Consider the following 24,180-nt stretch of genomic DNA (forward strand, 5'->3'; position numbering starts at 1 on the left):
TATCCTCGATGTCTGGAAAAGGCGCCGCTCGCGGGAGATCTCCCGCGAGCGGCAGGCGCGATCAGAGCCGCCAGTTCAGGTTCAGGCTCAGGTAACGACCGTTCTCGATGTAGTCGCGGACGCCGCCCTTTCCTTCACCGAAGGTGTAGAAGTAGGTGTAGTTGTCCAACAGGTTCTGCACCTTGAAGGTCGCCGTCAGGTTCGGCGTGATCTGACGCCGGGCCATCAGGTCTACGAAGTGATAGTCCTGCTCGTACGGGTCGTTGCCGTAGTCCTCGATGTCTTCCAGCGACACGTCCTGATAGTTGTAGGCGACATAGGCCTCCCAGCCGTTGCGCTCCCAGAACAGTTCCAGGTTCACGATGTGGTCAGGGGTTTCCATGAAGGGCAGGGTGTAGCCTTCCGGGTGCCAGGACAGGCCGGTCTCGGCTTCCGAGCGCTGGATGGTGGCGTTCACCGCCACGCCCAGGCCGTCGAACGGCGCCGGCAACCAATGAAGCTGCTGGCGGGCGTTGATCTCGACGCCGCGGATCTCGGCCTTGCGGCCGTTCATCGGCATGGAGACGGGCACGCCCGACGGATCTTCGAACTCGCCCTCCGTGCCGTTCTGGATGACCGACGACGATGAGCGGAACAGGAACTTGTCCAGGTCCTTGTAGAACAGGGCGACCGAATAGGCGCCGGTGCGTCCGTTGTAATATTCCGCCGACAGGTCGTAGTTGACCGAGGTCATCGGCTCCAGGTCGGGATTGCCCTGAACGATGCCAGCCAGCACCCATTCGTTGGTCGGATTGGTCACGCCGTCGCCGTCGGGATCGCTCTCGTAGCTGTATTCCTTGACCGAGGTCATCCGGTTGATGTCCGGACGCGACACGCTGGTCCAGATCGCCGCCCGCAGCTTGGCGTTCCGGCTGACGTCGTAGTTGACGTGGATGGAAGGCAGCCAGTTGGTGAAGCCCGAGGTGTCGGTGGTGTAGTCCTCGCCCCGCACCGGGTCTTCGGTCCAGGCGCGGATGTCGTTGCTGGTGTCTTCGACCCGCACCCCGGCGATCACTTCGGCCGCGCCGAAACGAGCGGTGCCCATGACATAGGCCGACACCACCTGTTCGTCGTAGAACCAGGTCGAGGCGTAGTCGATCGAGTCCGCCTCGTTCAGCGTCAGCAGGGTCGAGTTCCCCGCCTTGGCGCGTTCGATCTCGGCCATCATCTTGCCGGTGTCGATGACGGCGCCGAGTTGGTGCTGGCCGGTGTACTGGCCGTCGAACATGTCGGTGACCGCCTCGCCGAACAGGGCGGAATAGTCGGCCATGGTGCCCTGCGGCTCCAGGTCGATCAGCGACCCTTCCAGGCGTTCACGCTCGGACTTGTAGTATTTGGCGCCGGCGCGGACCTCCTGCAGCCAGGAGCCGGTCGGCTCGTAGCGCAGGTTGAACTGGGCCTGGTTCAGGGTTTCCTTGGCGCCGCCGTAGCTGCCGCTCAGGCTGGAGGCGGTGTACTGGGTCAGGTCTTGGACGCCCGCCATGCCGGCGGGGTTCAGCACCCATTTCAGGTACTGCGGATCCCCCTGGCTGACGATCTCGACGCCTTCGTTGCCCTTCCAGAGGTAGGCGTTGCGACCGAAATACATCTCGTAGCTGTCGACGATATTGTCCTCGGACTCCGAGTGGGACAGATCGTAGTCGAGGATGAACTGGCCGAGGCGGCTCTCGCCCCCGAAGTTGACCATCTGCAGCACGCCCTCGGTCGTGCCGCCTTCCCAGTAGCGGCGCAGGCGGAAGCCTTTGGGATCCCAGGAGCCCGACGAGCCGTTCAGGCTGTAATAGCCGGTGGAGCCCTTGTCCGCGTCGGTGATTACCCCGTCCTTGTCGCGGTCCACGATTTGGGCGGTGGTGTAGTTGTAGATGGCGCCCTTGGGGCCATAGCCGATGACGGCGTTCGCGGGCTGGGTCAGGTCGCCGCGCGACTTGTCGACCTGCTCCAGGCGCGCCGAGGCGCTGGTGCCGGCCTCGTTGCGGAAGTTGAGACGGTTTCTGAACTGGGTCTCTTCGTACTCATTGTACTGGCCGCGCAGGTGGAAGTCGTGGTGGTCGCCGCGCCAGTCCAGCGAGCCGTTGAAGCCCCAACGGGTCACGTCGGTGTCGCCAGTGGACATTTCCAGACCGCGGGTCACGAAGGTCTGAGGATCGAAGTCCAGGCTCTGGGTCGTGCTGTACCAGGTGCGGGGCATATTGTCCCCGGAGTTGCCGACCTGCTCGAACTGCGAGGCGCGCTCCGAATAGTTTCCGGTCACGAACAGGCCCAGCCGCTCCGAGAACTGCTTGCCGAAGGCGACGTCGGCCGCCCACGAAGTCCGGTCGTCGCGCTGTTGCAGCAGGGTGCCCTCGATCGAACCGGCGACGTGGGTCGGGTCATAGTCGAAGGCTGTCGGCGTCTTGATGTCGATGGTGCCGCCGATGGCGTCGCCGTCCATATAGGGCAGCAGGCTCTTGTAGACCGTGATCGCATCGACGCCCGACGTCGGCAGGAAGCTGAGGCGCACGCCGCGGAAGAAGTTGTCGCCCGGCGATCCGGTGCCGCCCATGCGCACGCCGTTGACGGCGTAGGCGTTGTATTCGGTCGCCATGCCCCGGATCACCACCCGGTCGCCTTCGCCGGTGAAGTGGTTGCGGACCGCCGACACGCCGGGAATGCGCGATGCGGCCTCGGTCAGGTTGGACGAGGGCAGCTTGCCCATGTCGTCGGCGCTGACGCTGTCCGAGATCATGTCGTTGTTGCGCTTCTCGTCGATCGAGCGGCGCAGGCCCTGAAGATAGCCGGTGACGACGACTTCATCGAGCACCGCCTCCGGGGCGGCCTCTGCGGGCGCTGCTGACGGCTGTGTCTGGGCTAGAGCCCAGTGCGGAAATGCGGCGACGAGCGCCAGGCCGCCGGCGGCGGCCATATAGCGAGATTTGGTCTTGAGCATGTGATCCCCCGTGATCTGCTTCGGCGCAGACCGGGGAGAGACGGGCTGGTTAGCCAAGCCTGACAGGCGTCATCAAGATTTCATCCCCCTGTCGCTGATCCGCAGATTTCGGGCGCGGCAAGCGTGAAAAATCGTGCGGGCGGGTCGAAGCTGAAGTCTTTCTGTCACACCCGACTTCTATGAACCTCGCCCATCGACACCGAAGCGAACCTCGGCCGTCGCCGCCTGTCTCAGCCCGGATCCGCCATGCCCCAGATCGACCGCCGCGGCCTGTTGGCCGGCCTCGCCGCCGCCGCCGCTTTCCCCTCGTTGGCGCGGGCTCTGAGCATTGCGCCCAAGGTGCGGACGGGCACGATCCAGGACGTCGACCATGTGGTCATCCTGATGCAGGAGAACCGGTCCTTCGATCACTACTTCGGCACGATGAACGGGGTGCGGGGCTTTTCGGACCCGCATCCGGCCCCGGCGCCGGGCGTCGACGGCAAGGCCCGTGACGTCCTGCTTCAGCACGACGGCGGCGGCCAGGGGCCGGCCTGGCTGGCGCCTTTTCCGCTGAACACCCGCCAGACCTTCGCCCATATGCGGGTCGAGGGCACGCCGCACAGCTGGTCGGACGCCCAGGCGGCCTGGGACGAGGGGCGGATGGGGCGTTGGCCCGAGGCCAAGCACGCCCATTCGATGGGCTATTATGAGCGGGCGGACATCCCCTTCCAGTACGCCATGGCCGACGCCTTCACCCTGTGCGACGCCTATTTCTGCTCGCTTCAGACCGGCACCAATCCGAACCGGGTGATGCTGTGGTCGGGGACGAATGACGGGTCGGGCGAGCGGGGCGGGCCCTGTATCGGCAATTCGCACGACAGCCTGCCGGGCGAGGGCGAGGCTATGGAGCCCTATCGCTGGACCACCTATGTGGAGCGGTTGCAGGCGGCGGGGATCGACTGGCGCGTCTATCAGGACATGGCCGACAATTTCACCGACAACCCCCTGGTCGGGTTCGAGGCCTTCCAGAAAGCCGTGGCCGGCGCGCCGGGATTCGATCCCGCCCTGGTCGAACGGGGCCTGACCACGCGGGCGCTGGACGGATTGAAGGCCGACGTCCTCGCCGGACGACTGCCCCAGGTCTCCTATGTCATCGCCACAGCCAGCGGTTCGGAACACCCCGGCCCGTCCAGCCCGGCCCAGGGCGCCGACTATACGGCCCAGGTGATCGACGCCCTGACCGCTGACCCGGACGTTTGGGCGCGCACGGTCCTGCTGGTCAATTTCGACGAGAACGACGGCTTCTTCGACCATGTGCCGCCGCCGGCGCCGCCGTCGCGCGACGCCCAGGGCGGCCTGCGGGGCGGCTCCACTGTCGATCTGACGGGCGAGCATCACCTTCAGGCCGCCCGCGCAGACAAGCAGTTGGACCTGCCGCAGTATCGCGGGCGCCCCTACGGCCTGGGCCCGCGCGTGCCCATGTATGTGCTGTCGCCCTGGAGCCGGGGCGGGAAGGTCAATTCCGAGGTGTTCGACCACACTTCGGTAATCCGCTTCCTGGAGACCCGGTTCGGCGTCATGGAGCCCAATATCTCGCCCTGGCGCCGGGCCGTCTGCGGCGACCTGACCTCCTGCCTAGACTTCAGCGGCTCGGACGCCCGGCTGGTTTCATTGCCCGCGACCCAGGACGACGCCGTGCGCGCCGCCGCCCTGGGCGGACGCACCATCCCGCCGATCCCGGCGACCCCGGCGCGGCCCGAACAGGTTGCGGGCTTCAGACCCGCCTGTCCCAGCGTCTATGCGCTGGAGTGCGAGTTTGAAGTTCTGGCCGACGGCGGCGTGCGGCTGGCCTTCATCAACACCGGCGCGCGGGCGGCGGTGTTTCACGTCTATGACCGTCTCGACCTGGAGGCCGGCCCCCGGCGCTATACGGTCGAGGGCGGCAAACGGCTTCAGGACGTCTGGGCGGCGTCGGGCGGCGTCGATGTCCAGATCATGGGCCCGGAGGGCTTCCATCGCCGCTTCGTCGGATCTGGCGCGGCGCAGAGGGTGTCCGCGCGGCTGGAGTGGTCCGGCCAGGAGCCTGTCTTGGTGCTGACCGGCAAGGGCGCTGCGCGGGTCTATCTCGGCCAAGGCGAACAGAGTGTCGCCATGGATGGCGAACACAGGCTTCGCATTGACCGGATGGACGCCAACCAGACCTATGATCTGTCTGTCGAAGCCGGCGGCTGGCGAAGCGAGTTCGCCGGTCGGGCGCCGGCCGCGCATTTCAGGGCCTGATCAGCCGCCCCGCCCGCCCGCGATAAAGGCAGAGACCGTCGGGAAGGACTTGCCCTGTGGCCGCATGTCTTCGCAAGCGAAGGACTTCAGTCCGCCATAGACGCCGCCCGACGGGGTCGCTTCCCAAGGGCTCTCATCGGCGTAGCGGTCGGTTTCCGCCCCGGCCGGGCCATGGGTGATCGTCGCGACTGTGCGGGACTGACCGTCCGAACAGCGGATGGCGACCTCCTCGACCTCGTGGCTCAGGTCGGTGGCTTCGTTTCGGGCCGGGACGCGGGCGAAACGGACAGTCGCGACGCCGTCCGTGGCTGTCAGCGTGTCCTGATCGACGATGTAGATGATGCTGTCGCTAGCTGAAAACCGGGTCCAGGTCTCAGCCGCCACTGGCGAGGCTGCGGCCAGGACGCCGAGGCATAAGACTGTCAGTTTGGCGATTCCGCGCATGATGATCCTCCCGTTAGGGGAGGGATTTGATACCCGCGATCGTCCAATTTCAAGCCGGTTCCAGACAGACGTTTCGGCGTCCCGAACAGGGGCAGGGTCAGGGGCAGTAATGGAGTCAGGGACGCGCGCGGCTCGGCAGGGCGGCGACCTCTTCGGCGTTCAGCGACTTGGTCACGAAGGCCCGGCATTTGCCCGACCCGAACGACGAGCCGGGCACGAGGACGTGGACGGAATCGCCGACGCAGACATTGTCCGAACCGCCGGCCGTCGGCGTCACGGCGATCGAGATGGCGGAATCGAGATCGTGACACCCGCCGGCGGTGTTGATCAGGAAGACATCGTCACGCAGCGAGCGGATATAGAGGTCCGACTGCCGGTCGACACGGAAGTTGCGGATATTGTCGGTGCGGAAACAGCGGGCCGTCGCGCTTTCACCCTCGGCGACGGCCGCAGTGGTTGCAGCGGGCGCGCAGGCCGACAGGCTGACAGCAGCGGCTGTCGAGGCGACCAAGGTCAAAGACAGAATACGCATCGAACATCCCCTTGCTATGGCGGGATCAGCAAACCCCGCTGCAGATGAACACAGGCTGAACCGCGATCAGGCCGACGATGGGCGGTTCGGATCGATCCGCGCCGCAAGCACCGCAGGAAGGGGAGAGGGGGCGCCAGAAATCAACGCCGCGACATGCTCGCCCAGCAAGGGAGCGACGCATAGCCCGCGCGACCCCAGACCGGTCAAGACATAGACTCCGTCCGCCCGCCGTCCGGCCAGGGGCAGGCGGTCGCGCGTGGTGGCGCGAATGGCCACGCGGCGATGAAGGTCGGCCGTCTCCGCCTGATCGGCGAGCCGGGGCAGGCGGTCGCGCAGGATTTCCAGGTTTTTCGCGGTTTCGGCGTCTCGGGGTTCGAGCGAGACATCGCCCCGCCCATGGCTCGCGCCGAATAGGACGCCCCTCTGCGTCGGGGCGATGTAGCCGCCCCAGGCCGCCGCGGGTGCGGACGGCCCCTCGCACCAGTCGGCCTGGCCCCGGACGGGCGTCAGGCCGTTCGTCGGCGACAGTTCGGCCGACCCCCAGCCGGCCGTAACGACGACGGCGTCGGCAAGGGCCAGAGCCCGCCCCTCGGCGTCGTGAATGATCCAGCCGTCGGCGTCCTGTGTAATCCGTGCGGCGAAGCCCTTTACGACTTCCGCACCGGCCAGCCAGGCGTTCAGGGCGGCTGCGGGCTGGATGACGCGGGCGTCGGCCATCAGGAGCCCGCCTTCAGCCGTCGGTTCGCCCAACCGCGCCCCCGCCCCCTCGGCGTCGATGACGGTCATGGCGCCCTCGCGCCAGATCGGCTGGGCCGCAATCTTGGCGAAGCGTGCGGCGTCGCGCGGCGCCTGTGGCAATTGCAGGACGCCCCGGTCCAGCACGGCGCCGGGCGTGGCCTCATAGAGATGTCGCGCCCGCTCCAGCGCCTGGGCGTAAAGGCCCGCGATGGCCTGATCGCCGGCGTCCAGCCGCGGCGTCGCCAGACCGGCGGGAAAGCCCGATCCCCCCGCGCCAGGACGGTCGCCTTCGATGACGACGGAGGCGATCCCTGCGTCGGTCAGGGCGCGTACGACAGCGGCTCCGGCTATTCCGGCGCCGACGACGGCGACGCGAGCAGGGGCGGCGGCAGATGCGTCTCCGGCATCATCCGTTCGACGAGCCTCCAGTCGTTCGCGCTTGCGACCGTGGCCGGGCTTCTTTTCGACGACGAAGCCGCGCTCCGCCAACCCGCGCCGCACGGACCCTGCGACTGTGAAAGTCGCCAGGCGCGCGCCGGGCGCCGAACGGGCCGCGATCCCGTCCATCACCTCGGGCGACCACATGCCAGGGTTCAAGGCGGGCGAGAACCCGTCCAGGAACCAGGCGTCCGCCTGACCCGACCATTGGTCCAGAGCCCAGGCGGCATCGCCAACAGCCAGGTCCAGGACGGCGTTGAACGCCGGCAGGTCCACGCGGTGGAACCCGGGTGTCCGGTCCGGCCAGGCCTCGGTCAGGGCATGGGCGGCCTGCGCCAACTCGGGCCAGTTCGACAGGGCGCGCCCTGCCTCCTCGGCGGTCAGGGGGAAGCCTTCGATGGAGAAGATGTGCAGCCGTCCGCCTTCCGGACGCGTCCGCCGCCACAGGTCCAGCAGGGCGACGATGTTCAGACCGGTGCCGAACCCCAGCTCCGCCACTGTGAACCGGCGCCGCCCGGCCCAGGCTTCGGGCAGTCCACAGCCTTGCAGGAAGACCGCCCGGGTCTCCGCAAGCCCGTCATCGCGCGAGAAATAGACATCGCCGAACCGTCCCGAGCGGGGTTCGTCTTCATCGGTCCAGGTCAGGTGGGGGGAGGTGTCGTCGCGCGTCATGGCGCGGCTCTAGCACCTTCGGCCCCATTACGAAAAAGGCCGCCTCCCTGCGGTGGCGGCCTATTTATGAAATCGGCTTCAGTGCCCTTCGCTATGGGCTTCGCCGTGATCGGCCGTTGGGGCGGCGGCCGGCGCAGCGGCGGCGTGCGTCGTGTTCGGCGTGGCGTGCCCATCGGTTTGAGCGTCGGCGGTCTCGGCTGTGGCCGCGTCGGCTTCCGGGGCGGGCGCGTTTGCTGCGATGGCGGCTTCCGCTGCGGCCTGGTCCGCAGTCAGGACTTCCTCGGCGGCTGCGCCCGCCGCCTCGGCGGCGTCGCTCGGGGCGTCATGCGGTTCAGGTTCCGGCGCCTTCTGGCATCCGGCGATGACGAGAGCCGCGACCGAAGCGGCAATAACGGCTTTGATTCGCATGGGAAATCCTCAGATATCTGTCCGCGAGGTCTGAAACCCCGCCTTAACCTCAGTCGCTGCCGACATTGTTCAGCACTTCTTCCATTTCTGCGAACGAAGGCTGTGCGGTGGACGGGATGTCGACCCGGCCGAGCTCGACCGAGATCTGGGCGGCGTTGCCGTGAAGGTGTGCGACCAGGACCGACTGAATGATCTTGTAATAGGCGCTGTCGCCGTCGACGACCTCTTTCAGGCGCGCTGCGAGCGGCCCCACCAGCCCGTAGGCGAGAAACACGCCAAGGAAGGTGCCGACCAGGGCGCCGCCGATCATGCCGCCCAGAACTTCAGGCGGTTCGGTGATCGCCGCCATGGTCTTGATCACGCCCAGGACGGCCGCGACGATACCGAGCGCGGGCAGGGCGTCGGCCATGTTCTGCAGAGCATGCGACGGGCCCAAGGCCTCGTGGTGGTGTTTCTCCAACTGCTTTTCCATCGCATCCTCGACCTGATGCGGATCTTCCATGTTCATCGTCATCATACGCAGGGTGTCGCAGATGAAATCGACCGCGAAATGGTCCTTCAGCACCTTGGGGTACTTCTGGAAGATCGTGGATTCTTTGGGCTTTTCGATGTGGGTTTCCAGGGCGACGACGCCCTTGGACTTCATCGTCTTGGTCAGTTGGAACAGCAGGCTCAGCAGGTCCTTGTAGTCCTGCTTCTTCCACTTGTTCCCGCCGAACATGAGCCCGAAACTGCCCACCACGCCTTTGAGCGTCGCCGGAGAGTTGGACATGACGAGGGCTGCCACGGCGGCGCCGCCGATCATCATCATCTCGTAGGGCAGGGAGTGAATGATCACCCCCATCTTGCCGCCGGCGATGGTGTAGCCGCCGAACACCATGCCGAACAGAAGGACAATGCCGATGATCTGGAACATGTGACGCGGTAACCCAAGCCTAGAAGAGCTCAAGGATGGGCCTTTAATGATTAAGACGGCGTTTCGCGAACGCCGTCTTATCTCGCTTCAAAGCCGGCCTTCGCCGTTCAGGATGGCGGTGCGCGCCGCCGGCGTCAGCTTCTGATAGCCGGTCTTGCCGCCGCGAATATAAAGCGCCGTCCCAGTCTTTTCTGGATCGAAGCCGTCCGCCACCAGGTCGGCCTTGCGGTACTTGAAGGTGCCGGTGGTCTCGGCCGCCTCGATCAGACGCACGAACACCGGCTGGGCGTAGGCGGGCAGGCGTTCCTCGACATGGGCGGCGAAGGCTTTGGGGTCGAATTTGGCGTCGGTCACCAGGGCGGCCATGCCGGCCTTGCCGTCCTGACCGGGCACGGGAACGCCATAGACGATGGCCTCCGATACGCCGGGCGCTTCCATCAGGGCCTGTTCGACCTCTGAGGTCGAGACGTTCTCGCCCTTCCAGCGGAAGGTGTCGCCCAGGCGGTCGACGAAGTAGAAATAGCCCTCGGTGTCCTGTTTCATCAGGTCCCCGGTGCGGAACCAGCGGTCGCCCTTCTTGAAGACGTCGGTCAGGATCTTCTTCTGCGAGGCGGCCTTGTCGGCATAGCCCGAGAAGTCGTGGCGGATGTCGTTGCCGATCTCGCCGATGGCCTCGCCGATTTCGCCCACACGGGCCAGGCGGCACAGGCCGTCCGTGCCGCGGATCGGCTGTTCGCTGTCCACGTCGAACTGGACCAGCCGGATATTGATCTGCTTCTTCAGATAGCTGGGCACGCGACCGATGGCGCCCTGTTTGCCGTCGAAGTTGAACAGGGAGACATTGCCCTCGGTCGAGCCGTAGAATTCCAGCACGTCGGGAATGGCGAACCGGCTCTGGAACTCGGGCCAGACGTCGGCGCGCAGGCCGTTGCCGAAGGCCAGCCGCAGCTTGTGTTTCTGCTCATAGGCCTGGGGCGGGCAGTTCACCAGGTAACGGCACAGCTCGCCGATATAGACGAACATGGTCGCCCCGGACGCCACCACGTCAGGCCAGAAGCTGGAGGCGGAGAAGCGTTTGCGGATGACCAGCCGCGCGCCGTTCAACAGGGCCGCCCCGACGCCGACAAGGCCGCCGGTCGAGTGATACAGCGGCAGGACGTTGAAGATCCGGTCCTTCGGCGTCGAACGCGTGGCGCCGGCGAAGGCGCGCATATAGGTCCGGGCGCGCGAATGGGGGATGCGGGCGGCCTTGGGCAGGCCCGTGGTGCCCGAGGTGTAGATATAAAGGGCGGTGTCGCGGTTGGTCAGGCCCTCGCGGACCGAACGGGCCGGGCGCACAGACGAGGCGCCGCGCACGGGCTTGTCCAGGCCACGCCGGTCGCTGGTCTCGTCCTCGTCGCCCAGACCCAGCACCCACAGCATCAGGCTGTGGCCGACCAGGGGGCGGGTTGCCTCGATCTGGCGCCAGCAGTCCTCGTCCGCCACCACCTGGAAGGCGTTGGAAATGGTCAGGCAGTGGGCCAGGCCGGGCCCGCTGAGGTTGGTGTTGATCAGGGCGGTGGCGATGCCGACCTTGGAGAAACCGATCCAGGCCGCCAGATATTCGACCCGGTTGGTCATCATCAGGGCGATGGTGTCGCCACGGTTCAGGCCCCGACCCTTGGCCCAGTGCCCATAGCGATTCGCCATGGCGTCCAGGTCACGATAGGTCAGGCTGCGGCGCTCGTCTTCCAAGGCCACGTTGTCGGGGAACTTGTCGACGGCTTCTTCAATGTCGTCACACAGCAGGACGTCGCTATCCAGCTCGATCGGCTTGATGCGCTTGAGCAGACGGAACAGGCCGCGTGCGAACCGCACGTCCCTACCGATATTCGCTACCAAACCCATGCTCGCCGTTACTCCGGTCTATGCGTGTTCCACCCGCCCTCGTGATGAACGAAGGCGGCCCGTCCGGTCAACCGCGCGGCGAATAAACGCCTTGGAAACTGTCGCGATCATTACAGGGCCGTGTCTCATTTGTTCCGGTGACGTCGGGGAAATCCAGAGCGGGCCTGCGGATTTTCCCATTTGCTCGGTCTTTTCGGCCGGGAAAGATCCGACCTTGCCCCGAATGGACCTAGCGTGATGGCAGTTCGGGAAACTCCAGCCGGCTGACGTCATAGCCCAGCGCTCGCGCCCGATCCGTTAGGGCCCGCACCTCGGGCTCCGTCGGCACTTCCCGCGTATAGATGAACAGCCGCTCGAACGTCGGGTCCGCCGATATGAACCAGCTGTAGTCGTCGGCCCGGTCCAGCACCCAGTAGTCCCAGGTCACTAGTCCGTGCAGATAGCGGACCCGCAGCTTGGCGTTCACGCCCGGATCCAGGATGCGCCCGCCGCCCTCGATAGCCTTCTCCTTGCCTTGCGGCGAACCGACCTGGCAGGTGTCGCGCACGTCGATGCGGTCGCCGCCGACCGGCGTGTAGATCGACGCTCCCGCCACGCAGCCGTCCGTCAACCGGTCGGGCAGGCGGGCGACTTCGTGCCACCGTCCGGACCACAGCCGGTTCGGGTCGATGGCCTTGGTCGGCTGCGGCGCTCGATATTCGGACGGGGAGGGCGCGGTGACGCAGCCCGCAAGCGAGGTGAGAAGGCCGGCGGACAGCGCCAGGGCGGCGGTCAAGGTTTTCATCGCGGACATCGGGCTTTCTGTTCTCGCCATCAAGGCGCAACACGCGGTCAAGGTTCCGTCACCGAGGTGCGGCACGATGACGACCGTCTCCAAAATCTCACAGCGACCACCAGTATCAATCGCTTGCGACCCATTGCACAGTATCGTTTTACGTCGGCCCTCTATGGAGGCCTGACCTAGTGGACGCCGCTATCCTGACCGAAGTCCTGAACACATCCAGCCTGACCCAGCCCGATCCCTCGCGGCTGACCCATCTTCAGCGCCTGGAGGCCGAGAGCATCCACATCATGCGCGAGGTGGCGGCCGAGGCCGAGCGCCCGGTCATGCTGTACTCGATCGGCAAGGATTCGGCGGTGATGCTGCACTTGGCGCGCAAAGCCTTCTATCCGTCCACGCCGCCTTTCCCCCTGCTGCACGTGGATACGACGTGGAAGTTCCGCGCCATGTACGCGATGCGCGAACAGGCCGCCGCCGATCTGGGGGTGGAGCTTCTGGTTCACCAGAACCCGGAGGCGGTAGCGCGCGGGATCAATCCGTTCGACCACGGCTCGGCCCTGCACACCGACCTCTGGAAGACCGAGGGGCTGAAACAGGCTCTGTCGCACTATGGCTTCGACGCGGCCTTCGGCGGCGCTCGCCGCGACGAAGAGAAGTCGCGGGCCAAGGAGCGGATCTTCTCCTTCCGCACGGCCGAGCACCGCTGGGACCCCAAGAACCAGCGGCCCGAGCTTTGGCGACTCTACAACACCCGCAAACGGCCGGGCGAGAGCATCCGCGTCTTCCCCATCTCCAACTGGACCGAGCTGGACGTCTGGCAATACATCCACCTGGAGCAGATCCCCATCGTGCCCTTGTACCTCGCCGCTGAGCGGCCGGTGGTCGAACGCGACGGCGCCCTGATCATGGTCGATGACGACCGGTTCCGGCTGCGTCCCGGCGAGACGCCGCAGATGAAGTCGGTGCGCTTCCGCACCCTGGGCTGCTACCCCCTGACCGGGGCGGTCGAGAGCACGGCTGAGACCCTGAGCGAGGTCATCCAGGAAATGCTGCTGACCACCACCTCGGAACGCCAGGGCCGGATGATCGACCACGACCAGTCCGCTTCGATGGAGAAGAAGAAGCAGGAGGGCTATTTCTGATGGCTCACCAATCGGATCTCATCGCCCGCGACATTGACGCCTATCTGGACGCTCACCAGCACAAGAGCCTGCTGCGTTTCATCACCTGCGGCAGCGTGGACGATGGCAAGTCCACCCTGATCGGCCGACTGCTCTACGATTCCAAGATGATCTTCGAGGATCAGATGGCGGCGCTGGAGGCGGACAGCCGCCGAGTCGGCACGCAAGGCGGCGACATCGACTTCGCCCTGCTGGTCGACGGTCTGGCGGCCGAGCGGGAGCAGGGCATCACCATCGATGTGGCCTATCGCTTCTTCTCGACTGAAAAGCGCAAATTCATCGTCGCCGACACGCCGGGCCACGAACAATATACCCGCAACATGGTCACGGGCGCCTCGACCGCCGACGCCGCCGTCATCCTGATCGACGCCCGGCGCGGCGTCCTGACCCAGACGCGGCGGCACGCCTATCTGGTCAGCCTGCTGGGCATTCGCCATGTGATTCTGGCGGTCAACAAGATGGACCTGATGGGCTGGTCCCAGGACGTCTTCGACGCCATCGTCGCCGACTTCCGCGTCTTCGCCGACCAGATCGGGCTGAAGACCTTCGACGCCATCCCGATGTCCGCCCTGCGTGGCGACAACATCACTGAGCCCAGCGCCCATTCGCCCTGGTACGCCGGCCGGCCGCTGATGAGCCTGCTGGAGACGCTGGAGGTCGGGGACGATCTTCAGGCCGATCCGTTCCGCCTGCCGGTTCAGTGGGTTAATCGGCCCAATCTCGACTTCCGCGGCTTCTCCGGCCAGATCGCCGCCGGGACCGTGCGCCCCGGCGATCCCGTCCGCGTCCTGCCGTCGGGCAAGACCTCGACCGTCGCCCGCATCGTCACCGCCGACGGCGACCTGGCCCAGGCCGTCGCCGGCCAGTCGATCACCCTGACCCTGGCCGATGAGATCGACGTCTCACGCGGCGACGTCCTGGCCAGCGCCGACGCCCCGCCCGAGGCCGCCGACCAGTTCGAGGCCACCGTGGTCTGGATGGACGACGAACCCCTGCTGCCGGGCCGGCCCTATCTGCTGAAGATCGGCGCCAAACTGGTCGGCGCCACCATCACCGAGCCCAAGCACAAGGTGAACGTCAACACCCTGGAGCAGCAACCGGCCAAGCGGCTGGAGCTGAACGAGATCGGGGTCTGCAACCTGTCGCTGGACGCCCCGGTGGCTTTCGCTCCCTATGTCGAGAACAAGGACCTGGGCGGCTTCATCCTGATCGACCGGATCTCGAACCGGACGGTCGGGGCGGGCCTGCTGAACTTCGCCCTGCGCCGCGCCCACAACATCCACTGGCAGGCCCTGTCGGTGGACAAGGATGCGCGCGCCACGATCAAGAACCAAAGGGGTCGCGTGGTCTGGCTGACCGGCCTGTCGGGCGCCGGCAAGTCGACCATCGCCGACCTAGTCGAAAAGCGCCTCTACGCCGACGGCCGCCACACCTATCTGCTGGACGGCGACAATGTCCGCCACGGCCTGAACCGCGACCTGGGCTTCACCGAGGAGGATCGGGTCGAGAACATCCGCCGCGTCGCCGAGGTGTCGAAACTGATGGTGGACGCCGGGCTGATCGTCCTGGTCAGCTTCATCTCCCCCTTCCGCGCCGAACGCCGCCTGGCGCGCGACCTGCTGGGGCCCGGCGAGTTCGTCGAGGTCTATGTCGACACCCCGCTGGCCGTCGCCGAGCAGCGCGACGTCAAAGGCCTCTACAAGAAGGCGCGCGCCGGCGAACTGAAGAATTTCACCGGCATAGACAGCCCCTACGAAGCGCCTGAGGCGCCAGAGATCGTCGTGGACACGACCACCATGTCGCCCGAAGACGCCGCCGAACGCATCGTCGCCTGGCTGGACGGCCGGTTCTCGACGGAAGATTTCAGCATCTGATCCGGTGGGGAGGGCGGCGGTCAGCCGTTCTCGTATCCCCGCCACCATTTGACGAAGCGCGGCAGGCCGTCGGCCAGGGTGACCTTGGGCTTGTACCCGGTCAGGGCGTTCAGCTTAGAAACGTCGGCATAGGTGGCGGTGACGTCGCCGGGTTGCATGGGCCGCATGACCTTCTCCGCCTCGGCGCCCAGGGCGTCTTCCAGGGTGGTGATCATCTCCATCAGGCCGACGGGCGAGCTGTCGCCGATGTTGTAGACTTCGTGTCCGCCCTGCGCCGGCGGATGATCCAGCACGCCCACGATCCCGTCGACGATGTCGTCGATATAGGTGAAGTCGCGCGCCATCTTGCCTTCGCCATAGACCTCGATCACCTCGCCGCGCGCGATCTTCCGCGTAAAGCTGAAATAGGCCATGTCGGGCCGGCCCCAGGGGCCATAGACGGTGAAGAAGCGCAGGCCCGACTGGGGAAAGCCGTACAGTTTGGCGTAGCTCTGGCTCAACAGTTCGCACGAGCGTTTGGTCGCCGCATACAGCGACACCGGCTCCACCGTCGGATCGTCCTCGCGGAAGCCCGCCCCCTCCAGCGGCCGGTCGCCATAGACCGAGCTGGACGAGGCGTAGACCAGATGGGTCACGCCGTTGTGGCGCGCGGCCTCCAGCATCGACAGGTGGCCCGCCAGATTGGAGCGCTCATAGGCGAAGGGGTTCTCGATCGAATAGCGAACCCCGGCCTGGGCGGCCAGGTGGACGATCCGCTCCACGCCGTTGTCACGCACCAGGGCCAGCATCTTCTCATGGTCGGCGATGTCGGCCCGCACCATGTTGAAGCCCTCGCGCGCTTCCAGCCGCGCGGCGCGGGCTTCCTTCAGGGCGGGGTCATAGTAGTCGTTGAAATTATCGACCCCGATCACGGTCTCGCCGCGATCCAGCAGCCGTTCCGCCGTGTGCATGCCGATGAAGCCGGCCGCGCCGGTGACAAGGATCGGTGTCTTCATCCTGCCCGCCCGACTGTACCGATCATTACGACGCGCATTGAACATCCCTCTCGAAAACTGGGACGGCGTCTAGCGCCAATCCTGCCGTGAGGCGATGGACCGCTTCATCGAAATCCGAGCGTCGATCCTGTGGCTCGTCGCGGGCACGGACGAACCAGCGCGACACGTCGCCCGGTTCGTCCGTCCTGGCCTGCCTCAGGCCGAGTAGTATTTCTTGTACTCGCTGTAGTAGTAGCCGGCGTCGCCATAACCTTGCTTGGCCTGGGCGTTGACGTCGACCTGGGTCATCGCGGCGCCCAGGATATAGGCGCCGGACTGTTGCAGCATCTTGACCGCCGCATTGGTGGCGCGGGCAGGGGTCTTGCGCCAACGCACCAGCAGGATGGTCATATCGGCCTTTGCGGCCAGGATCCGGGTGTCGGCCAGGGCCAGAACCGGAGCCGTGTCCATCAGGATCAGGTCGAAGGATCCGCGCAGCTTGGCCAGCAGATCATCCATGGCCTGGGTTCCGAAGACATCCTGGGTCGCCACCACGTTGGACAGCGGCAGGATATAGGCGCCCGACGCCTCGTCACGTTTCAGCACGGTCTCAAGCGTGGCAGAGCCCTGAAGTAGTTCGACCAGGCCCACGTCGGTGTTCAGGCCCATAGCGCGGGTGACGGCGCGGCGACGCAGGTCGCAGTCCAGCAACAGAACCCGGCTGCCGGCGATGGCGGACACCTGAGCCAGGCCCACAGCCGTCGTCGTCTTGCCTTCGCCGGGAAGCGCCGAGGTGATGACCACCAGCTTGCTGCCCTGGCTGCCGGCGGCATAGTTGATCGAGGTCCGCAGCGACCGGAAGGATTCGGCGAAGACTGACAACGGCTTCTTGACGGCGAAGTCGATGGGGCTGATCCCGCGATCCGCCGATTCCGCGATCGACGAGACCAGCGGAATGGAGCCGACGGACGGCAGACCCAGTTTGCGCTCGACCTCGTCGGTTGTGCCGACGCCGGCCTCCATCATCTCCAGCAGCACGACAGCAGCGAGGCCCGCGCCGAGACCCAGGACCAGGCTGAGCGCCAGGTTGAGCATCACATTGGGCGCGCTTTGCGAGGTCGGGATGGAGGCGCGCGACACCAGGGTGGCGTCCGCCTGTTCGGTGCCGGCCTGGGCGCTGGTCTGGCGGTAGCGGTCCAGGAAGCTTTGATAGACCGCGCGCGCCGCTTCGGCATTGCCTTCAAGTTCACGCAGTTGAACGGAGGCGCCGCTGTTGCTGGCCAGGGCGCCGCGCGCCGCCGACAGGCTGGACTGGACCGAGGCGGTGCGTTCCTGGGCCACCCGGACCTGGGCTTCCAGGTTCGAGATGATGCGGCGGATTTCGGCCTGGATCTGGGCGTCGATATCGGCCAGTTCGCGTTGCGAGCGCACCATGTCTGGGTGCAGCGGGCCGTAACGGCTGCTCATGTCGGCGACGCGTGCGCTGATGGCGGCGCGTTGCGCCCTCAGATTCTGGACGACCTGGGACGTCAGGGCTTCGCCGACGTCGTCGCCGCTGGAGCCTGAGGCCAGTTGGGCGCGCGCGGTGCGAAGGCGGGCGACCTGCTCGGCCTCTTGAGCCCGGACCGAAGCCAGCTGCTGATTATAGGCCGAGATTTCCTGCTCCGTCAGGGTGAAGCCTTCGGAGCTGAGCAGGTTGTTGGCGATCCGATAGTTGGAGACCGCAGCATCCGCAGCCTGCATCTGTTGACGCAGTTCGTTCAGGCGCGAACCCAGGAAGCTGTTGGCGTCGCCGGTGGCGTCCAGCTTCCGGTTCAGCTGCGATTCAAGATATTTGTCGGCGAGCAGGTTGGCGATACGGGCCGCTTTGACCGGGCTTTCCGACGTGAACGCCAGATTCATCGAATAGGTCAGACCCACGCGGCGGGCGCTGAGCCGTTCGCTGACGGCGTTGATGACTTCCTGACGTTCCGCTTCGCGACCGGCTTCGGTGGTTGGTGCGCTGCGATCGGGTGCGAGGCCGAACCACCCTTGAATGGTTCCGATAATGCCTGGCGTCTGTAGCCGCGCATTGAACTCGGGATCTTGCACGAGCCGGAGCTCATCGACCACGGCAGCGGCCAGTTCTGGCGATTTGAGCGCCTCGACTTCAGTATCGACCACACTGGTCTCGGGCGTCAAACCCGACAGAACAGCCTTTGAATCCACCACCTGCTCGGTACGGGTATTGATTTGAAGGTTTGCGGTCGCCGTGTACTTCGGGGTCTCGCTGAGCGTGACAAGGGCCACGATCAGGAAAATACCGGCAGCAACGGCCGCGAATAGCTTCAACCGGCGGCGGAAAACCGCGAGCAGGCGATGTAGGTCGATCGTCTCTCCGGCGGCGTCGCCGGAAGAAGGCGAATAATCGTTCGTATCAGTCATCGCACCATCGTCAGGGCTCGGCCGAAGCCGGATTTCAAGGATCGTTCCGGTCGGGAAGCGAACGTCGCCTATTATACCGCACTGCACAAAAACAGCCTAGCGATGGTGAATAGGTGATCGAAATCGATCCAACAACCGGAATAGTGCCGTTCGCCCTGCACTTAGCATGCCGCGTCGCGACGCATGAAAGGAATCGAGCGCCAGCCAGATATCGTGGTGCGGCCTTTGATCTAATTCGCGTATTCGATCTCCATCTCACCCGAGACGAAACCGTTGTCGAGCACCTTGGATTTGCGATCTCACCCTAGGGAAGGAAGCCAGATGGAACTGATCATAGGCCCTCGGACCTATTCGACCTGGTCGTTGCGGGGCTGGCTGGTGATGAGGCGCACAGGCGCGGATTTCACCGTGATCGACGCCCGCTATGAGACCGAGGCGCAGAAGGCGGCGCTACGGGAGATGTCGCCGTCTGGCTTCGTGCCGGTCCTGAAGGTGGATGGTGAACAGATCTGGGACACGCTGGCCATCGCCGAATGGGCGGCCGAACACTATCCCGAGGCGCGCATGTGGCCCGCCGATCCGATTGCGCGCGCCCTGGCGCGTTCTGCGGCGGCTGAGATGCATGCCGGCTACTCGGCTCTGAGAAACATCTGTGGGACCAGTTCCGAGCGGCCCATGGTCGGCGATGCGCGGTCCGAGACGCCCTCCGACCCGGCGCTGGATCGCGATCTGTCGCGGCTGGTGACCCTGTTCGGGCAGATGCGCCGTCGGTTCGGCGCGGCCGGCCCCTGGCTGTTCGGCGAGTGGTCGATCGCAGACGCCTTCTACACCCCGGTCGCCGCGCGGCTGCGGCATTTCCAGATCGACCTCGCCGACTACGGCGACGACGGAACCGCCGGGGCCTACGCCGCAACCCTGCTGGCCCAGCCCGACTTTCGTCTGTGGGAGGCCGAAGCCCAAGCCTAGAGTCCGAGGTTTAACGGCCCGGAAACCAGTCCCGCGCACCCTGTATTAAGCTGACGTCGTTATCCGTGGATCACACACGGAACCGACTGTTCCGCCGGGAGGAAGACCAATGCGGGCTCCGGCCATAGAAACGACCCAGACCGACAAGGCGCGGGTTCAGGTTGTCGCGTCGCGACTGGTCAACCCGATCACGGGTTACGCCCTCGCCGCCGTCGTCAGCGCCGCCTTCTGGGCGATGCTGCTCACGGCCATCTTCTAAGCCTAGCGGCTACCGGCCACGCTGGGCTCCTGGGCGACCAGGATCGGTTCGGCCGTCGGCGCGGGCGGCACATAGTCCAGCGACACCGGCACCAATTTCGCGCCCGAAGCCACGGCGTCCAGGGTGTTCAGCGGCCCGCCGAACATCCGCTGGTAGATCCAGTAGCCGGCCACGACCTTTTCCACATAGTCACGCGCCTGGGGCACATCGATCGTCTCGATCAGCAGCAGCGGATCGGCGTCCGGCCCCAGTTTGCGCACCGCCGTCAGCATCGGCCCCGGCCCGGCGTTGTAGGAGGCGACTGCCCGCAGCAGGTCGCCTTGGAAGGCCGGCAGCTGAAGCATCCGATTGATATAGGCCTGGCCCAGCCGCATGTTGGTGGCGGGAACCAGCAGCTTGGACGGATCGGTGACGAAGGTCCGGTCGCCGGTCATTTCCGCCGCCGTCGTCGGCATCACCTGCATCATCCCATAGGCGCCGGCGCTGGAACGGGCGTCGGGGTTGAAGTCGGTCTCTTTGCGGGCAAGAGCGTAGACCAGAGCCTTCTCGATGACGAAGCCGCCCTCCGGCTCAAGCACCGGCATGGGAAAGCGGGTCGCGTCGATCCGTGTCGCATCGCCGCCGTTCCCCGACATCATCACGCGCGCCAGGGCGGTCCACATCCGCGCGGCGTCGCCCACGGCGGTGCGCAGGCCCGAGCGCAGTTCGTTTTCGCCTTCGCTGCGGCGACCGACTTCATAATAGGCGACGGTGCGTTTGGCCCGCGCGTCGTTGCGGACGAAGGCCTCCAACTCGGTGGCCTCGACGCCCGCGCCCTGGGGCACATAGACGGCGCGTCGCAGCCGGGGCGCCGCCTGATAGGGGCGGGGACCCAGGTTCTCGATCACCGGCTCTTCGCCCAGCTGACGCAAGGCGATTTGACCGTAGAAGGTCGCCGGCCATTGGGCCGACAGGCGCAGATAGTCTTCCACCCGGTCCTGCCGGCCCGACTGGGCGGCGGCGCGCGCGGTCCAGAAGGCGGCGCCGGCGCGCACCCACGGGTCCTCTGTCGGATCATTGGCGACCCGTTCGAAGGCCGTAAAGGATTCATGGAACTGACCCAGCCGCCATTCCGCCAGCCCAACCGTCCACCAGTCGCCGATCTCGCGCCCCAGGGCAGAGGCGCCGGTCAGATCGTCGTTGTTATAGGCAATGCGCGCCGCCTTCATCGGATCGACCGTCGGCCCGCCCGAGACGGCGGAGACGACGCTGTTCCAGGTCCGGCCCAGCAGGCCGCCGGGCTTCACGGGCTCGGGCGCGCCGTCGGGCCGGCGGCGCATGGCCAGGGTGTAGACCCGGTCGGCGCAGGGCAGGTCGGAATAGGTCTCCAGCCAGGCCGCCAGCTCATCGTAGGTGGCGACATGGTCGGGATGGAACAGGCTTTCGAACTCGACCTGACCCAGCAGGACCCGATCCTGAGCCTGTCGGGCCGAAGCGCGGGCCGCCTCGATATCGCCGCGCCTCAGGGCGTCGAAGGCGGTGGTGTAGGACAGTCGGTCGGCTGAACTCAGGGCCGTGGGACGGGTGGAACCGGAAGAGGCTGCGGACATTCCGTCATAAGGCGTCTCCGCCAGGACCGGACCTGCTGCGGCCCAACCTGTGACGGCGGCTGCAAAAATCAGCGTCGAGGCGAGACTTGCCCGGCGGAATATATTCATACGCGGCGGCCCCGTTGGCGTCGCCCTGCCCATTCTCGTCAGGCGGGGATCGTGTGGCGTTGGTCGTCAAACGACCAGCATGCCTTAAACCGGCGGTAACCTCAACCTGCGCCGTCCAGCCGCGCTGAAAGCGACAGCAGATCGGCCCAGACCTGCCGTTTGGCCTGGGGCTGCCGCAGCAGGAAGGCGGGGTGCAGGGTCGGCAGGGCAGGGGCGGACAGCCCCCCTTCCGCCAGCCGCCATTCGCGCCACTGGCCGCGCATCTTCATGATCCCGTCTTCGGTTTGCAGGATCGACTTGGCCGAGGCCGCCCCCAGCAGCAGCACCGCCTTGGGCTGCAGCAGGGCGAAGGTCCGCTCGACGAAGGGGGCGCAGACGGCCTGTTCCTGCGGGGTCGGGGTGCGGTTGCCGGGCGGGCGCCAGAAGACCGTGTTGGTGATGAAGACCTTGCCGGTCAGGCCCGCCGCCGCCAGCATCCTGTCCAGCAGTTTGCCGGCCGTGCCGACGAAGGGTTGGCCGATCCGGTCCTCGTCCGCGCCGGGGCCTTCGCCGATCACCAGCACCTGGGCGTTGGGATCGCCGCGCCCGAACACCGACTGGGTCGCCCCCATGCCGCGCAGGGAGCAACCCTCGAACGCCGCCACCGCCGCCGCCAAATCCTGCAGCGTCGCCGCGCCTGCGGCCAGACGACGCGCCTCGGCCACGGCATCTTCGGGGGTGTATCCGCCGATGGGGGCGACCACCGATGCGGTGGCCTTTTGCACCGCCTTCAGGGCCGGGGGCGGGGCGAGATGGGTGTGATCGACCGGCGCATCGCCATAGCAGGCGTCCACCCCCGCATCCCGCCAGAAGGCGAGCAGGCTTTCGACTGCAGCGATGTCATGGGGTTGTGCGTTCATGTCTAAGGTACCGATAGGCCTTGACCGCCCTCGCGTCACCTTCCGATAAGCGGCATAACCACACGAACAAGCTGGATTTCAGGGGAAGATATGGCCGAAGAAGCCATCGAGGGCGGCGCAGAGAACGCCCGCCAGGAAGCGATCATCGACAATCTGCCGCCGCTAGAGGCGCTGGCCGGGGTCGAGCGCGAGGTGATGGAATACGACGTCGTCATCGTCGGCGGCGGCCCCGCCGGCCTGTCGGCGGCCATCCGCCTGAAGCAGCGGGCGGAAAAGGACGGCAAGGAAATCACCGTCGCCGTGCTGGAAAAGGGCGCCGAGGTCGGCGGCCATATCCTGTCAGGCGCCGTGATCGATCCCAAGGCGCTGAACGAACTCTTCCCTGACTGGAAGGACCGCGGCGCGCCGCTGGAGACGCCGGTCACCAAGGACAAATTCCTGCTGCTGGGCCCGCAGGGCGAGGCGTCTTTGCCTATGCCCCTGCTGCCGCCCTTCATGCACAATCACGGCTGCTACATCGCCTCGCTGGGCAATGTCTCGCGCTGGCTGGGTGAACAGGCCGAGGCCCTGGGCGTCGAGGTCTATCCCGGCATGGCCGCCAGCCACGTCGTCTGGGAAGATCAAACTGGTCTAGTGAAGGGCGTCGTCGCCGGCGTCTTCGGCATCGACCGCGAGGGCAAGCCGACCGGCGACTTCCAGCCGGGCATCGAACTGCACGGCAAATATGTCTTCATCGCCGAGGGCGTGCGCGGCTCCCTGGCCAAGACCATCATCGCCAAACACAAGCTCCAGGACGGCAAGTCGCCCCAGAAGTACGGCATCGGCCTGAAGGAGTTGTGGCAGGTGCCCGCCGAACAGCATCAGCCGGGCCTGGCCCAGCACACCACCGGCTGGCCGCTGGACGAGCACACCGGCGGCGGCAGCTTCATGTATCATTTCGGCGACCGCTACGTGGCCATCGGCTATGTGGTGCACCTGAACTACAAGAACCCGTTCCTGTCGCCGTTCGACGAGTTCCAGCGCTTCAAACACCACCCGTCCATCGCCCCGCATCTGGAAGGCGGCACGCGCATCTCTTACGGCGCACGGGCGATCACCGAGGGTGGCTTGCAGTCGATTCCGAAGCTCAGCTTCCCCGGCGGCGTCCTGATCGGCTGCTCGGCCGGCTTCGTAAACGTGCCCCGCATCAAGGGCACCCATAACGCCATGAAGACCGGCATGCTCGCCGCCGACGCCGCCTACGAGGCCGTCCAGGCCGGACGCGGCGGCGACGAACTGGTCGAATACCAGACCGCCTTTGAAAAGAGCTGGGTCTACAAGGAACTGTCCGTCGTCCGGAACGCCAAGCCCCTGTTGTCGAAGTTCGGCACCACCCTGGGCGGGGCGCTGGGCATGGTCGACATGTGGTGCCGCACCCTGCTGGGCGGCTGGTCGCCGATCCCGACGCTGCAACACGACAAGACCGACGCCGCCTCGACCGAACTGGCGGTCAAGCACAAGCCGATCGTCTATCCCAAGCCGGACGGCAAACTGTCGTTCGACAAGCTGTCGTCGGTCTTCATCTCCAACACCAACCACGCCGAGGATCAGCCAGCCCACCTGAAACTGCTGGACCCGTCCAAGCCGATCCAGGTCAACCTGCCGAAATATGGCGAGCCGGCGCGGCTCTATTGCCCGGCGGGGGTGTACGAGGTCGTCTATGCCGACGAGGTCGCCAAGACCGATCCGCGCTTCGTCATCAACGCCCAGAACTGCGTCCACTGCAAAACCTGCGACATCAAGGATCCGTCGCAGAACATCGTCTGGACCACGCCCGAAGGCGGCGGCGGCCCGAACTATCCGAACATGTGAGGCAACGTCTCT

Annotated in this window: 18 protein-coding genes; 6 read left to right on the forward strand and 12 right to left on the reverse strand. The window is 66.1% G+C overall.

Going from position 1 to position 24,180, the window contains the following annotated elements:
- Positions 1 to 61: 61 nt before the first annotated feature.
- Positions 62 to 2,965, reverse strand: coding sequence for a TonB-dependent receptor (locus ACW17X_RS00340; RefSeq protein ID WP_492098901.1), 2,904 nt, complete (start codon positions 2,963 to 2,965; stop codon positions 62 to 64).
- Positions 2,966 to 3,211: 246 nt separating this feature from the next.
- On the opposite strand from ACW17X_RS00340, the gene ACW17X_RS00345 reads away from it, so the two are divergent.
- Entirely contained in the window at positions 3,212 to 5,227 is a 2,016-nt protein-coding gene (locus ACW17X_RS00345) for a phosphocholine-specific phospholipase C (protein WP_492098902.1), read from the forward strand.
- Here the strand turns inward: ACW17X_RS00345 and ACW17X_RS00350 are convergent, their stop codons facing one another.
- The 7 genes from ACW17X_RS00350 to ACW17X_RS00380 all read right to left on the reverse strand — a co-directional run bounded on the left by ACW17X_RS00350 (position 5,228) and on the right by ACW17X_RS00380 (position 12,055).
- Positions 5,228 to 5,671, reverse strand: coding sequence for a hypothetical protein (locus ACW17X_RS00350; protein ID WP_492098903.1), 444 nt, complete (start codon positions 5,669 to 5,671; stop codon positions 5,228 to 5,230).
- A 115-nt stretch (positions 5,672 to 5,786) separates the two neighbouring features.
- The gene (locus ACW17X_RS00355) at positions 5,787 to 6,203 is read right to left on the reverse strand and encodes a DUF6491 family protein (protein WP_492098904.1); all 417 of its coding nucleotides are present in this window, start codon (positions 6,201 to 6,203) and stop codon (positions 5,787 to 5,789) included.
- A gap of 66 nt (positions 6,204 to 6,269) precedes the next feature.
- Positions 6,270 to 8,051, reverse strand: coding sequence for an FAD-dependent 5-carboxymethylaminomethyl-2-thiouridine(34) oxidoreductase MnmC1 (gene mnmC1, locus ACW17X_RS00360; RefSeq protein WP_492098905.1), 1,782 nt, complete (start codon positions 8,049 to 8,051; stop codon positions 6,270 to 6,272).
- Between the two features lie 78 nt (positions 8,052 to 8,129).
- The gene (locus ACW17X_RS00365; RefSeq protein ID WP_492098906.1) at positions 8,130 to 8,459 is read right to left on the reverse strand and encodes a hypothetical protein; all 330 of its coding nucleotides are present in this window, start codon (positions 8,457 to 8,459) and stop codon (positions 8,130 to 8,132) included.
- Positions 8,460 to 8,508: 49 nt separating this feature from the next.
- Positions 8,509 to 9,375 carry a flagellar motor stator protein MotA gene (gene motA, locus ACW17X_RS00370; protein ID WP_492087510.1) on the reverse strand — a complete coding sequence of 289 codons (867 nt, stop codon included), beginning with the start codon at positions 9,373 to 9,375 and terminating at the stop codon, positions 8,509 to 8,511.
- A gap of 87 nt (positions 9,376 to 9,462) precedes the next feature.
- Entirely contained in the window at positions 9,463 to 11,262 is a 1,800-nt protein-coding gene (locus ACW17X_RS00375; RefSeq protein ID WP_492098907.1) for a long-chain-acyl-CoA synthetase, read from the reverse strand.
- Positions 11,263 to 11,491: 229 nt separating this feature from the next.
- Positions 11,492 to 12,055, reverse strand: coding sequence for a lipocalin family protein (locus ACW17X_RS00380; protein ID WP_492098908.1), 564 nt, complete (start codon positions 12,053 to 12,055; stop codon positions 11,492 to 11,494).
- A gap of 170 nt (positions 12,056 to 12,225) precedes the next feature.
- On the opposite strand from ACW17X_RS00380, the gene cysD reads away from it, so the two are divergent.
- Both cysD and cysN read left to right on the forward strand, forming a co-directional pair.
- Positions 12,226 to 13,185 carry a sulfate adenylyltransferase subunit CysD gene (gene cysD / locus ACW17X_RS00385; protein WP_492098909.1) on the forward strand — a complete coding sequence of 320 codons (960 nt, stop codon included), beginning with the start codon at positions 12,226 to 12,228 and terminating at the stop codon, positions 13,183 to 13,185.
- The gene (gene cysN, locus ACW17X_RS00390) at positions 13,185 to 15,098 is read left to right on the forward strand and encodes a sulfate adenylyltransferase subunit CysN (protein WP_492098910.1); all 1,914 of its coding nucleotides are present in this window, start codon (positions 13,185 to 13,187) and stop codon (positions 15,096 to 15,098) included. Before cysD ends, cysN begins: the two co-directional genes overlap by 1 nt.
- 20 nt (positions 15,099 to 15,118) lie before the next feature.
- Here the strand turns inward: cysN and ACW17X_RS00395 are convergent, their stop codons facing one another.
- Together ACW17X_RS00395 and ACW17X_RS00400 are read right to left on the reverse strand one after the other, a co-directional pair.
- A complete protein-coding gene (locus tag ACW17X_RS00395; RefSeq protein WP_492098911.1) occupies positions 15,119 to 16,093 on the reverse strand; it encodes an NAD-dependent epimerase/dehydratase family protein in 975 nt (324 codons plus the stop codon).
- A 195-nt stretch (positions 16,094 to 16,288) separates the two neighbouring features.
- Positions 16,289 to 18,496 (reverse strand): GumC family protein, encoded by a 2,208-nt coding sequence (locus ACW17X_RS00400; RefSeq protein WP_492098912.1) that lies wholly within the window; start codon positions 18,494 to 18,496, stop codon positions 16,289 to 16,291.
- Positions 18,497 to 18,817: 321 nt separating this feature from the next.
- Here ACW17X_RS00400 and ACW17X_RS00405 point away from each other — a divergent pair, with 321 nt between their 5' ends.
- Together ACW17X_RS00405 and ACW17X_RS00410 are read left to right on the forward strand one after the other, a co-directional pair.
- Positions 18,818 to 19,462 carry a glutathione S-transferase N-terminal domain-containing protein gene (locus ACW17X_RS00405; protein WP_492098913.1) on the forward strand — a complete coding sequence of 215 codons (645 nt, stop codon included), beginning with the start codon at positions 18,818 to 18,820 and terminating at the stop codon, positions 19,460 to 19,462.
- Positions 19,463 to 19,571: 109 nt separating this feature from the next.
- Positions 19,572 to 19,721, forward strand: a complete 150-nt coding sequence (locus ACW17X_RS00410) for a hypothetical protein (protein WP_492098914.1) — start codon at positions 19,572 to 19,574, stop codon at positions 19,719 to 19,721.
- A gap of 2 nt (positions 19,722 to 19,723) precedes the next feature.
- On the opposite strand, the gene ACW17X_RS00415 is transcribed toward ACW17X_RS00410, so the two are convergent.
- On the reverse strand, positions 19,724 to 21,310 hold the full coding sequence (locus tag ACW17X_RS00415; RefSeq protein WP_492098915.1) for a lytic transglycosylase domain-containing protein: 1,587 nt from the start codon (positions 21,308 to 21,310) through the stop codon (positions 19,724 to 19,726).
- A 209-nt stretch (positions 21,311 to 21,519) separates the two neighbouring features.
- Complete coding sequence (locus ACW17X_RS00420; RefSeq protein ID WP_492098916.1) at positions 21,520 to 22,317, reverse strand: uracil-DNA glycosylase; 798 nt, start codon at positions 22,315 to 22,317, stop codon at positions 21,520 to 21,522.
- A gap of 195 nt (positions 22,318 to 22,512) precedes the next feature.
- Between ACW17X_RS00420 and ACW17X_RS00425 the strand changes: the two genes are divergently transcribed.
- The gene (locus ACW17X_RS00425) at positions 22,513 to 24,168 is read left to right on the forward strand and encodes an electron transfer flavoprotein-ubiquinone oxidoreductase (RefSeq protein WP_492100417.1); all 1,656 of its coding nucleotides are present in this window, start codon (positions 22,513 to 22,515) and stop codon (positions 24,166 to 24,168) included.
- The last annotated feature ends 12 nt before the right edge of the window (positions 24,169 to 24,180 follow it).

Source organism: Brevundimonas sp. FV1ye4L (assembly GCF_058681255.1).